We start from the raw sequence: 12,566 nt of genomic DNA, 5'->3' as shown, positions 1-12,566 counted from the left end.
TTCAGTCTTGCCGGCTGCCCATGATCGGGAGGCGGTAGAAAGTCTGTCGCTCACGCGAATGTCAGCATGAACGAATCAACAGAAAACACAAGCCGGAAAGCGATGCTTCCAGCAACAGAGGCGTGAAGTTTTGTTGTCATCGGCGGTTTAATGTTCACGATATCCCGTCGATGTGTCGGATAACCCCCGGATTCAGCGCAAATCAGGGGGTGTTGCCTCGGCAGACAGCTCTGCCACGACCTCTTCCAAAGACAATGTGCGGCTGCCCTGGCTGTCCAGACGGCGCAGCGACACGGTGCCAGCCTCTACCTCTTTCATGCCGATGGCAAGGATTGCGGGCACCTTTCCGACGGAATGTTCGCGGACCTTGTAGTTGATCTTTTCATTCCGCGTATCGGCCTCGGCGCGCAGACCGGCGGCGCGCAGGGCGTCCACGACCCGGTGCACATAATCGTCGGCATCCGAGACGATCGAGGCGACCACCACCTGGCGCGGCGCCAGCCAGAGCGGCATCTTGCCGGAATAGTTCTCGATCAGGATGCCGATGAAGCGCTCGAAACTGCCAAGAATGGCGCGGTGCAGCATGACCGGGCGATGCTTGCCGCCATCCTCGCCGATATATTCCGCATCCAGCCGCACGGGCAGGTTGAAATCGACCTGGAAGGTGCCGCATTGCCATTCGCGGCCGATGGCATCCGTCAATTTGAAATCCAGCTTGGGGCCGTAGAATGCACCCTCGCCGGGATCGACCACGAAATCGTTGCGGACCTTGAGGATCGCCGCTTCGAGCGCCGATTCCGCCTTGTCCCAGATCTCGTCCGAGCCGACGCGGGTTTCGGGGCGCGTGGACAGCTTGATGTCGAAACTCTCGAAGCCGAGATCGGCATAGACCGAGCTGAGCAGCGCGATGAAATTCGCGCATTCGGCCTCTATCTGGTCCTCGGTACAGAAGATATGCGCATCGTCCTGCACGAAACCGCGCACCCGCATCAGCCCGTGCATCGAGCCAGAGCTTTCATAGCGGTGGCAGGATCCGAACTCGGCCAGCCGCAGGGGCAGGTCGCGATAGGATTTCAAGCCCTGGTTGTAGATCTGCACATGGCAGGGGCAATTCATCGGTTTCAGCGCGTTGGTGCGCTTTTCCTTCGCGCCTTCCTCGTCCACCTCGACGATGAACATATTCTCGCGGTAGGCTTCCCAATGGCCGGATTTTTCCCACAGGATACGGTCAACTACCTGGGGAGTCTTGATTTCCTTGTAGCCCGCCTTGATCTGGCGGCGGCGCATATAGGCCTCCAGCTCGCGATAGATCGTCCAGCCATTCGGATGCCAGAAGACCATGCCCGGCGCTTCCTCCTGGAAATGGAACAGCTCCATCTCGCGGCCCAGCTTGCGGTGATCGCGCTTGGCGGCCTCTTCCAGCATGGTCAGATGCGCTTTCAGATCGGCCTTGTTGCGGAACGCCACGCCATAAATGCGCTGCAGCATGGGGCGAGAGGCGTCGCCCAACCAATAGGCGCCCGCGACATGGGTCAGGCGGAACGCGTCTGCAGGCAGTTGGCCGGTATTCTGCAGATGCGGGCCACGGCAGAGATCCTGCCACTCCCCATGCCAATACATCCGCACGTCCTCGCCCTCGGGAATGCGGTTGATCAGTTCCAGCTTGAAGGGCTCGTTCTGTTCCCTGTAATGGGCGATGGCGCGGTCGCGCTCCCAGACCTCGGTGCGGATAGGGTCGCGGGCGACGATGATCTCCTTCATCTTCGCCTCGATCCGGCCAAGATCCTCGGGGGTGAAAGGTTCTTTGCGATCAAAGTCATAGAACCAGCCATAGTCGCGCACCGGTCCGATGGTCACCTTGACGTCGGGCCAGATCTCCTGCACCGCGCGGGCCATGACATGGGCAAAATCATGGCGGATCAGTTCAAGCGCGGGGACCTCGTCTTTCATTGTGTTGATGGTGATCGCGCCGGATTCGGCGATCGGCCATGCAAGGTCGATATGGCGGCCGTCCAGATTGGCCGAGATCGCCCGCTTGGCAAGGCTGGGCGCGATGCTTTCGGCGACCTCGGCGGCGGTGGTGCCGGCGGGGTAGTCGCGCGAATTGCCATCGGGGAAGGAAAGAGAGATCTGGGACATGTCGTCCTCCTCGTCGGTTTGGCGCCCACGGAACGCCCGGCTGCGGGTATGTCGAGGCTGTCCCATGGACCTCTGCGCGAAAACTGTCAAGATAGGGCAAGATGATGGGGAATAACCTATGACTGATTTTCTCGATACGCCGCAGGGCCGGAGAATTGCCTATAACCTGTTGAAGGGAAAGGGAACCGGGATCGTTTTCCTGGGTGGATTCAAGTCCGATATGTCCGGCACCAAGGCCATGCACCTGGAGCATTGGGCGCGCGGGCAGGGGCGGGGTTTCCTGCGCTTCGACTATTCCGGGCATGGCGACAGCAGCGGTGCCTTCGAGGAAGGCTGCATCGGTGACTGGTTCGCGGATGCCGCTGCCGCGCTGACCACCCTGACCGAGGGGCCGCAGATCCTGGTGGGCTCCAGCATGGGAGGCTGGATCGCGCTGCTGCTGGCGCGGGCGATGCCGCAGCGGGTGGCGGGGCTGGTGACTGTCGCCGCCGCGCCGGATTTCAGCGAACAGGGGTTCTGGGCCGGTTTCGACGACGCGCAGCGCGAGGCGGTGATGCGTGACGGGAGGGTGGAAATTCCCAGTGAATACAGTGACGAACCCAATGTCATCACGCGAAGGCTGATCGAGGATGGCCGCGATCACCTGGTCATGAACCAGTCGCTTGTCCTGCCATTCCCGGCCCGGTTCCTGCAGGGAACTGCGGATGAGGACGTGCCGGTGAATTGGGCGCTGGAGCTGCTGGATCATGCGCAGGGAGAGGATATTCGCCTGACCCTCGTGAAGGGCGCGGATCACCGTTTCTCATCGCCGGAATGCCTGGGGCTGATCGAGGACGCGGTGACCGAGCTGTTGCGATAATCGCCCGCAACGGCAGCGTACGCCGCGATGTCCGCAGGGCGCAACAGCGCGCGCGATTCGATCAGCAAATGCTGGGATTCTGGCCGCACAGCCCGTGCACAGGACGTGCACAACCTGTGCACAGGAAGCGCGCGTTGCGCGGGTCTGACGGCGATTTTCGCGTGGCAGGGCGCAGAGATGGATTCCATTTGAATAGTAATTTTGCGGATATCTGGATGATTGATTCCACAACGGAATAAACCCCTCTCGACAGAATCCGGTCCAGCCCGGATCATCCGAACCGACTCTCTCTTCTTCATGCAAATATCCTCTGGGGGTCCGGGGGGCGAAGCGCCCCCGGCCATCGCGGGACGCAATCCGAGAGCCGGATGCGCCGGGAAGGGATCAGACCGCGATCTTGCGGCTGTCGCTGACCGGATCGTTGACGCCGCAATCCGACGACTTGTCACCGCGGCGGCGCTTGCGGCGGGTTTCCGGCGGCATGGTCGAATGCTCGTCGATGAAGTCAAGCACCAGCGGGCGGATATTCAGCCGCCATGATTTCCCGGCAAAAATCCCGTAATGCCCGGCGCCCTCTTCCAGGTGCTGGGTCTTCTTCGCCTCGGGAACGCCGGTGCACAGATCCAGGGCGGCAACGCATTGACCGGGGGCGGAGATGTCGTCATTCGCCCCCTCGACCGTCATGATCGCGACATCGGTGATCTTGCCGATATCGACCTGACGGCCATTCACGACAAAGCGGTTCTGGGCGATTTCGAGTTTCTTGAAGATACGCTCGACCGTGGAGAGGTAGAATTCCGCGGTCATGTCCATGACGGCGAGATATTCGTCATAGAAGCGGTTATGCCTATCGCCCTCGCTGCCGGTGCCGCGCGCCTCGTTGAAGATCTTGTTGATGAAAGCGCCGGCATGCGTCTCGGCATTCATGGCGATGAACGAGGCGAGCTGTGCGAGGCCCGGATAGACCTTGCGGCCCGCGCCGCGATATTTGAAGCCGACGGACTGGATCGCCAGATGCTCCAGCTCTCCCATGGTCATGCGGTTGCCGAAATCGGTGACATCGGTCGCGGCGGCATCGGGATCGACCGGACCGCCGATCAGGGTCAGGCTGCGGGGCTGGGCCTTTGGCTCCTCCTCTGCGAGGATGGCCGTGGCGGCCAGCGCCAGGGGCGCGGGTTGGCAGACGGCGATGACATTGGTATCCGGGCCGAGATGACGGATGAAATCGACCAGGTAATTGGTGTAATCCTCGATGTCGAACTTGCCTTCGCTGACCGGGATGTCGCGGGCATTGTGCCAGTCGGTCACGTAAACTTCGCAATCGGGCAGCAGCGAGGTCACGGTCGAGCGCAGCAGGGTCGCGTAATGGCCGGACATCGGCGCAACCAGCAGCACCTTGCGGGGTTTGACCTCGCGCCGGGCGACGCGGAAATGGATCAGGTCGCCGAAGGGGCATTCCAGAACCGGCTCGACATAGACGATATGGTCCTCTCCATCCTCGCCGGAGATGGGCGGAATTTCCCAATCCGGCTTGACGACCATACGGGCAAAGCTGCGTTCGGTGACATGGCCCCAGGCACTCATCAACCGGAAACCCGGATGCGGGTTGAGGGCGAATATCGGGTTGGAGGCGACCGCACGCGCCGTCGCGCCGAGCCATTCATTCGTGTTCCGAATCGTTTCCATCGCGTCGTAGGAGACGATTCCCTTGATGCCCTTCATCGCCATAGCGGCCAATCCTTGCTGCGTCGCGGCAATCGGAACAGGCTGCCAAGTTGCGGTCCGAAAAACCAAAACCCAGCTTTACGCTGTGCCAACTCTGCGCATATCATTGTAACTGTATTAGGGGGGAATCCGGGTCATGGCAAGGCGCGCAAGTAACAAGAGTAATTCAAATGCTACTCGTCGGGTAACTTCCGCAAAGCCGGAGCCTGCAAAACCCGAGCCGGAAGAAAAGACCTCGGCGACATCGAAACGCCGCGTTGCGGCAAAATCCGCAAAGCCTGCGGCGGCGGCGAAGGCGGCACCGAAAACAGCCGCAAAGCCGGCGCCAAAGACTGCCGCGAAACCCACGCCGAAAGCTGCCGCGAAGCCCACCGCAACCCGCAAGACCAAGAGCACGGCCGCCGCCCCGAAAGCGACGACCAGCCGCAGCTCTCGGTCCGGGACCGGCGCCGCGAAGCCCGCAGCCAAGCCCAACCCCGCGAAGGGAGGGCTTTCGCCCGCCGCCTCGACCCGCGCCAGCGACACGCCCAGGCAAGATGCGGGGACGGCGGAAAGCGGGCGAGGCGGTCCGGGCCTTGCGGCGAACAGCTTCACCGCGCAGAAATTGACAGAGAATGTCGAGCGGATAGAGGCGCTTAGCCATCGGCTCATGACAGCCTTCTCGGAGCGGCAGCCCCCGAATCCGGGCGTCGAGGGGCCGGGGCCGGACCTGTACGTGACTGCCGCCAATGCCTGGATGAGAACCCTCACCGAACAGCCGACCCGGATCATCGAGCAGCAGGTGAATTTCTGGGGCGAGACGCTGAAGAACTATGCCAATGCGCAGGTTTCGCTGGCCAAGGGGCAGCTGACCATGCCGGAGGAGGACGAGGCACCGGCCGACAAGCGGTTCAAGAACCCGCTCTGGCAGAGCCATCCCTATTTCAACTTCGTCAGGAAACAATACCTGACCAATGCCGAGGCGATGAAGCGCGCCGCCGACGGGCTGGAACTGCCGGACGAGACGGCGCGCCGCCGGGTGAACTGGCTGACCAACCAGATCGTGGACATGATGTCGCCCACGAATTTCCTGGCGACCAACCCGGACGCACTGGAAAAGGCGCTCGAGACCGAGGGCGAGAGCCTCGTGAAGGGGCTGGAGAACCTGGTGCGCGATGTCGAGCAGCATGGCGGCGAGATGATCGTCTCGCTGGCGGATCGCGAGGCCTTCACCGTGGGCGAGAATATCGGCACGGCCGAGGGCAGGGTGGTGCATCGCACGCCGCTTTACGAGCTGATCCAGTACAACCCGGCCACCGACAAGGTGCATGAGACGCCGCTGCTGATCTTTCCGCCCTGGATCAACAAGTTCTACATCCTCGACCTGAAGCCCCAGAACAGCCTGATCCGCTGGCTGGTCGGGCAGGGCCACACGCTGTTCGTGGTCAGTTGGAAGAACCCCGATGCCAGCTATGCCGAGTTCGGGATGGAGGAATATGTCTCCGCCTACCTGGAGGCGATGGACAAGGTGCGCGACCTGACCGAGCAGCGCAGGCTGAACGTGGTGGGCTATTGCATCGCGGGCACGACGCTCTCGCTGACGCTGGCACTGCTGAACAAGCGTGGCGATGACAGGGTGAATTGCGCGACTTTCCTGACCACGCTGACCGATTTCTCGAATCACGGCGAGTTCACGGCCTTCCTGCAGAATGATTTCGTCGACGGGATCGAGGCCGAGATCAAGCGCCACGGCCTGCTGAAGGCGCCGCTGATGTCGCGCACGATGAGCTTTCTGCGCGCCAATGACCTGGTCTGGGGACCGGCGATCCGCAGCTACATGATGGGCGAGACCCCGCCCGCCTTCGACCTGCTGTTCTGGAACGGCGACAGCACCAACCTGCCGGGCAAGATGGCTATGCAGTATCTGCGCGGGCTGTGCCAGGCCAATCAATTCGCCGGGGAGGGTTTCGAGCTCTTCGGCTCGACGCTTCGGCTTGCAGATGTGCAGGTGCCGCTTTGCTCTGTCGCCTGCGAGGGCGATCATATCGCGCCATGGACCGATTGCTGGCGCGGGGTCGCGCAGATGGGGTCGCCTGACAAGAGCTTTATCCTGTCGGAATCCGGTCATGTCGCGGGCATCGTGAACCCGCCCGGCCGGGACAAATACGGCCACTACACCAGCGGGGCGGGCTTCGCCGAAGGCGCCGAGGCGTGGCGCGAATCAGCCAGCCTGAAGAAGGGAAGCTGGTGGCCTTCCTGGGGTGAATGGCTGTCCGCGCGGGCCGGCAAGATGGTCCAGGCGCGCAGGCCGGATAAGGATCTTGCCCCGGCGCCCGGCGATTATGTTCACGAGCGATCCGGCTAGACTACTGGAAACGCAGCATTAAATGCGATGTGCTTCAAGGGGTGTCCCGCGGTTTGTGAATTTTTTGCTGCAGTGCAGAAAAAATTCTTGAAATGCCGCGATGCAGCATTCATATTGTTGCCACGATAGATTGATAGTGCGGCGGCACGGTTCTCCTCCTCCTCTCCCTCCCTCCGCTGCGCTGAAAAGGAGTAAATGACATGGCAACGAAGACCCCTGACTTCTCGAAGACCTTCCAGGATATGCTGGCGAACTTCCCGGTCGACACCTCGTCCTTCCAGGAAGCGGTGAAGACTCAGCAAGCGCTGAACGAAAAGCTGGCCCGGGTCGCCCTCGGCGCTGCCGAGCGTTCGACCGAGATCTCGGCCCAGTGGGCCAAGGACAGCATCGCCCGCATGGGTGAGCTGACCGCCACCAAGGAAGAGCCCACCGATTACGCCAAGGCCGTCACCGATTACGCTTCGGCTTCGGCCGAGGTCGCTGCCGAGCACATGGCTTCCTTTGCCGAAGTGGCCAAGAAAGTGCAGATGGACACCGTCGACCTGATGCTGACCGCCGGCAAGGATGCTGCCGCGGAAACTCAGAAAGCCGCCCGCACCACGCAGGCTGCCGTCAAGAAGGCGACCGCTGGCGCCGCGAAGTAATCTTCGCTCGCAGCTTGTATTTGGAAGGGGCGGTTCTCCCGCCCCTTTTTCATGCCCGGTCGAAACATGTTGACCGGCATATTGTCTCTTTTCCTTTGCCTTTTCGCGACGCTGGACCCATCATTGCGGAAACGGATCAAGAGAAGGGGCCCCTATGGCCACGACAACTGCCCCGCTGCTGATCAAGCGTTACGCCAGCAGACGGCTCTATAATACCGAGACCAGCGATTACGTTACGCTCGAGGATATCGCGACGTTCATCCGCGACGGGCGCGAGGTCAAGATCGTCGATCTGAAATCCGGGGACGATCTGACCCGCCAGTATCTTTTGCAGATCATCGCCGAGCACGAGAGCCGGGGAGAGAGTGTCCTGCCCATCGACGTGCTGACGGATCTGGTCCGCAGCTATGCGTCGAGCACGAATTCCGTGGTGCCGCAGTTCCTGGCTGCGAGTTTCGAGATCCTGCGGGACAGCCAGTCCAAGCTGATGGAAAACATGACCACGATGCCCAGCCCCCTGAACACCGTTCCCGGTTTCGAGGCAATGCAGCGTCAGCAGCAGATGTTCCTGCGCGCGATGATGGGTGGATGGCAGGGCGGTTCGGGCCCCGAGCCGGGAGAGATGGCGGATAGCGGCGCAGAGGATAACGGCGCCTCCAAGCCCTCGGAAAAATCCGGCCAGGCCGGGGAGTCCGGCGACATGGAAGAGATCCGCAAGCAATTGGCAGAATTACAGAAGCGAATTGCAAAGCTCTGACTTGCACAGCGCGGCGGTGCAGGCTAGACCACCCAGCACGGAGCGGTGGCCGAGTGGTCGAAGGCGCACGCCTGGAAAGTGTGTAGGCGGGGAACCGTCTCGAGGGTTCGAATCCCTCTCGCTCCGCCACTTCAGTCCTTGAGTGGGCACTGGGTTTACGCCATCGCCCGCGACCAGCGTCTGAAGCAGCCGGGACTTCGATCCCATGATCCTGACTTCGCCGGTATCGACCTCGACGCGCTGCGCGAGCGCTCGCAGGTGGTCGCGGCGATAACCTCCCCCTTTGAGCCGGATGCGTTGCCGGGCCGTGCTGGCGAACTTACGCAGCATCTGCGGCGTCACGGCCTTCTGACCTGAATGCCGAAGCATGGCTTGTGCGCGCTCGGCATCCGCTTTTGCCTGATCTCGGACAGTTTTGAGCCCATCGATACGATCCTTGAGCGCCGGATCATCCAGATCGACCACACCTGCCTCAATGGCGTCATAGACCCGCTTGAGGCGCAGTTCCGCTTCCGTTGTCCGCTTGTTCAACTCGGCGATATGTTCCTGACGGCGCTCGGCGCGTTCTTCCCTGCGGTCGAGGATGGCAGCAAGGATGGTTTCCAGCCGTTCGGGCTGGAGCAGTCGGCTTTCCAGGTGATCGGCCACCAGATCATCCAGCTTTTCCATTGGTACGGACATGCCTTCACAGGCGGTTGGTCCTTTCCGCGCTCTGGTCGAGCAGGTGTAATAGCGATAGCGTCCCCCCTTGCCGGTCCGGATGGTCATGGCTCCGCCGCATTTGGCGCAATGGATCAAGCCGGTCAGCATGGTCGGGCCACTAACCACGCGGGCGGGCGTGACCTTGGGGTTGCGGGCCTTGAGCAGGGTCTGAACCGCATTGAAGGTCTCGCGGCCGATGATCGGCGGGACGGGGACGATCACGACGTCGCTGGACGCATTGTCTTTCTGGTGCTTGCCCTTCTTTCCCCATTCATGTTCGCCCATATAGGTGCGCCGGGTCAGGATGCGGTGAACCTGCCCGATGCCCCACCGGCCACTATCACGAGTGAAGATCCGATTACGATTGAGATAAGAGACAATGTTCTTGACGCCCATCTGACCGGACGTGCCGTCGCCCTGCAGGGCAAGCCGGAAGATCAACCGCACCGTGTCGGCGTGGAGTGGATCGATTTCCAGCTTCTTCTTGACCTTGGCGCCGCGCTGCTCGGCGGCAACGGTGCGATAGCCGATGGGAGGAAGCGAGCCGTTCCAGAACCCCTGGCGCGCATTCTCCTTCAAGGCCCGGCTCACATGCTTGGCATTTTCCTTCGACTGGTATTCATCGAACAGTGCCATGATCTGACGCATCATGACATGCATGGGATCATCGCCCATCTCCTGGGTAATGGAGAGAAGCTTCACACCATTCTTGGCGAGCTTCCTGACGTAGAATTCCAATTCGAAGTGATCGCGGAAGAATCGACTGAACGAATGAACCACGACAACATCGAAGGGTGCCGGGTTGGATATTCCCGCCTCGATCATGCGCTGGAACTCGGGGCGGCGATCGTTGGTCTCCATGAAGGCATAGATTACTTTGACCTTTGCGCCGAGGTGGATGACGCGACCGGGGAGTTCGCGATCCAGATTGGTGAAGAAGACGTCCCGTGCAGCGTCGAGTTCGTTCCGGAAACGCGCAAATACAGGCTCACCAGCACCAGGCTGGATGAGCTTGCTCCCGCGCCGGAAGGGGATGGCAGGCGTCAGGCGCTGACACTCGTGCAGCGGCTCAACAAAGGGCAAGCCTTCCGCATTCTTACACAGCGCGACGGCGTGGTGTATTCGGAGGGTAGTTTCTACGAACCGAAGATGCAGTGGGTCCAGGATGGTGACGTTAAACCGGTTCTGGAGTATGTCCACGCTTCGACTACGCTCGATGCGGTCGAAAGCGAGAAGGGCGAGAACGACTACGCGGTCAACCGGGTCAATTGGCACCGGCAGTCTATTTTCGGACTCTTTTCGATTACGTGTGATGGCCAGCGTGATGCGAACGGAATCATGGACGACAACCTCACCACCGCAATTGAAGCTATTCCTGTATGGCTGTGTGACGACGACAATCGCGAAGCTGCGGATTTCATTGGGGTTGATCCCGATACCAAGAAGATCGTGCTTGTTCATGCGAAGGTAGGCGGCTTAGGACAGGACGGCACTGGCTACCATGTCGGCGGATTACAGGATGTCGGTCGACAGGCACTCGCAAGCCTCGGTTTCATCTCACGGGGTCAGCCGTCCGCTGTCTGGACGCCCGAGCGTTGGCAAGCCGCCGTACAGGCTAATGCAGTAACGCTGAATGGCAGAAACCGGATCTTCCGGAATCCTGACGGCCTCACTGCCGCACACCTCAACGATCTGCTGCGCGCGTCATCTCGAAATCCGTCCTTTGACCGTGAAATCTGGATCGTCGGCGCAAAGATGGCCCGCAGACAAGCGCTGACAGACGGTCTGGACCTAGCACCCTGGGGGAACCGTTTGCGGCAATTTCTTATGCACTGGGATGCCATGCAGACTGCCTGCGCCAGAGCTAATACCCGGTTGAGGTTCTATTGCTCAACATAGACGATCCGGAACACACATTTATGATTGGATGTTTTTCGAGAGACGAGCTTCAGATAGCTTGCAGCAGATGTCGGCAATCCGACTATGGCTACTTGATCGCACCCTTAATTTAGAGGGCTATAGCGTAGGTGTAGTTCTCAGTTTCGCCGTCTTCGGCCCGCCAAACACCACCGATTGCCGCATACAATAGCCTATGTGCCGCCGATCACCGCACGCCACCAAGTTGGTGTGACGAACTGCCAATTCCACGCTACAGCCTGATAAACCTAAAGGCTAGAGATGGCAGCAGTCGGTTCCTGCCCTTCGTCGCGATTCCTGGCGCCGCAGTACTGCTTTCCCAGAGCGGACTCAGGTGGATGGTATAGCGACCGCTAAGTTTAGACGGTAGCGCAACACTCAGAGGGTGCTTTGCGGCCGATCGTTGGGATGCTCGATGAGCGATTCCTACATTGCAAGGAGCACTTGTCCTTGGTGGTGAGGGTCGCGCGATGCGTGGAGCCCCTTTTTATCGTGACAAATAATCTCTACGCTTCAACTATTTGGCGACACTTGTTGGCAGCGCGTTTTCTAGCATCAAGGTTCTAGAGCAAGGAAACTAGGGTGAACTTAAAAGAACTCATAAAAGATGAGCGTACATCGATAGGGCAAAATGGAATTGATGGTGCAGTCTACATGCGGGTTATGCGCCATCTTCGGCGCTACAATTTTTGGGATGGCGAGGAAGTGCAAATCCAATATCGATCGGAGTTGAATGCGGGGCCGAAGCTTCCGGGCAACTCGGCCGCTACCTTCACCAATGCGTGGCCAGAGGCCAAAGAAGGCAAGCCAACATAGCCGACAAATAGTCAATTCATCAAGCCTTCCTCGCGTGGGCTATTCTTCACCCAATGTTAGGAAGGTCGGCCCGCGCTCACAATCAGGGAACTCGAATTGTTAAGCGCGGGCCGCGGAGACACAACTGCACACTACTGCTGCTGTAGGTCGACGGTAACAGACTTCATTCTGCGCCGAAATCACGGATCAGTGATGAGCGGAAAACGGGACCAGATAGAAAACATGCCGAAACCATCCGGCCCCATGCCGTCCCACGGCGAGATGGGCAGGCTTGAGCAATAAATCCCGGATCAGCCGATTCATCAAGTCCGCTTCGTGCGGGCATTTCGGGCCAATAAGCGAGACCCCATCTCTACGAATTAGGATGACGGCTTCACCTGTCGGTCATGAAGCCGGGCGATTTCCCGCTCGATTGTATCGAGCGCATCGGGGTCTCCATTGCGCGCCGCGCTGATGGCGGTGTTGATCGCCTCCCACGCAGGATGATCATCCGCGACCAGGTGTCCTTCCATATGCGCCACGGTCAGCGCGTGCGCATAGACCACCCGATAGGACGGGCGTCGGATGGCTTCGTCACGCATGTTGCGCAAGCGTTTGTAGAGCTTGAGTCCTGTCATCACGAGTAGATGGGGCACAGTTCCCCAGATCCAATATCGATCGTCA

At 60.3% G+C, this 12,566-nt stretch carries 9 protein-coding genes, 1 tRNA gene and 1 pseudogene; 6 read left to right on the top strand and 5 right to left on the bottom strand.

What is annotated here, in order from left to right; all coding sequences use genetic code 11:
* Positions 1–192 precede the first annotated feature (192 nt).
* On the bottom strand, positions 193–2,139 hold the full coding sequence (gene thrS, locus JHX88_RS14935) for a threonine--tRNA ligase (RefSeq protein WP_076526496.1): 1,947 nt from the start codon (positions 2,137–2,139) through the stop codon (positions 193–195).
* A gap of 118 nt (positions 2,140–2,257) precedes the next feature.
* Here thrS and JHX88_RS14930 point away from each other — a divergent pair, with 118 nt between their 5' ends.
* Positions 2,258–2,998 carry an alpha/beta hydrolase gene (locus JHX88_RS14930; RefSeq protein WP_076526494.1) on the top strand — a complete coding sequence of 247 codons (741 nt, stop codon included), beginning with the start codon at positions 2,258–2,260 and terminating at the stop codon, positions 2,996–2,998.
* A gap of 384 nt (positions 2,999–3,382) precedes the next feature.
* On the opposite strand, the gene phaZ is transcribed toward JHX88_RS14930, so the two are convergent.
* Positions 3,383–4,726: a polyhydroxyalkanoate depolymerase gene (phaZ, locus tag JHX88_RS14925; RefSeq protein WP_419182345.1), complete on the bottom strand. Its 1,344-nt coding sequence runs from the start codon at positions 4,724–4,726 to the stop codon at positions 3,383–3,385.
* 114 nt (positions 4,727–4,840) lie between these two features.
* Positions 4,841–5,374: a hypothetical protein gene (locus JHX88_RS14920; RefSeq protein ID WP_272848046.1), complete on the bottom strand. Its 534-nt coding sequence runs from the start codon at positions 5,372–5,374 to the stop codon at positions 4,841–4,843.
* Here JHX88_RS14920 and phaC point away from each other — a divergent pair.
* The 4 genes from phaC (at position 5,373) to JHX88_RS14900 (ending at position 8,597) form a co-directional block, all read left to right on the top strand.
* The gene (gene phaC / locus JHX88_RS14915) at positions 5,373–7,067 is read left to right on the top strand and encodes a class I poly(R)-hydroxyalkanoic acid synthase (protein WP_336389869.1); all 1,695 of its coding nucleotides are present in this window, start codon (positions 5,373–5,375) and stop codon (positions 7,065–7,067) included. The two genes, JHX88_RS14920 and phaC, sit on opposite strands and share 2 nt — an antisense overlap.
* 200 nt (positions 7,068–7,267) lie before the next feature.
* Positions 7,268–7,711, top strand: coding sequence for a phasin family protein (locus JHX88_RS14910; protein WP_076526488.1), 444 nt, complete (start codon positions 7,268–7,270; stop codon positions 7,709–7,711).
* 154 nt (positions 7,712–7,865) lie between these two features.
* On the top strand, positions 7,866–8,468 hold the full coding sequence (gene phaR, locus JHX88_RS14905; RefSeq protein ID WP_076526487.1) for a polyhydroxyalkanoate synthesis repressor PhaR: 603 nt from the start codon (positions 7,866–7,868) through the stop codon (positions 8,466–8,468).
* 39 nt (positions 8,469–8,507) lie between these two features.
* A tRNA-Ser gene (locus JHX88_RS14900) sits at positions 8,508–8,597 on the top strand.
* A gap of 564 nt (positions 8,598–9,161) precedes the next feature.
* Here JHX88_RS14900 and JHX88_RS14895 read toward each other — a convergent pair.
* Positions 9,162–9,995: pseudogene (locus JHX88_RS14895) on the bottom strand (recombinase family protein); the annotation flags it as partial.
* Positions 9,996–11,669: 1,674 nt separating this feature from the next.
* Here JHX88_RS14895 and JHX88_RS14890 point away from each other — a divergent pair.
* Positions 11,670–11,903 (top strand): hypothetical protein, encoded by a 234-nt coding sequence (locus JHX88_RS14890; protein ID WP_141225837.1) that lies wholly within the window; start codon positions 11,670–11,672, stop codon positions 11,901–11,903.
* A gap of 359 nt (positions 11,904–12,262) precedes the next feature.
* Here the strand turns inward: JHX88_RS14890 and JHX88_RS14885 are convergent, their stop codons facing one another.
* Positions 12,263–12,520, bottom strand: coding sequence for a hypothetical protein (locus JHX88_RS14885; protein WP_076526485.1), 258 nt, complete (start codon positions 12,518–12,520; stop codon positions 12,263–12,265).
* Between the last annotated feature and the right edge of the window lie 46 nt (positions 12,521–12,566).

It is taken from the genome of Paracoccus saliphilus, assembly GCF_028553805.1.
Classification (GTDB): Bacteria; Pseudomonadota; Alphaproteobacteria; order Rhodobacterales; family Rhodobacteraceae; genus Paracoccus; species Paracoccus saliphilus.
The sequence above is the reverse complement of the archived record's forward strand: the minus strand, read 5'-3'. Positions and strand labels throughout refer to the sequence as shown.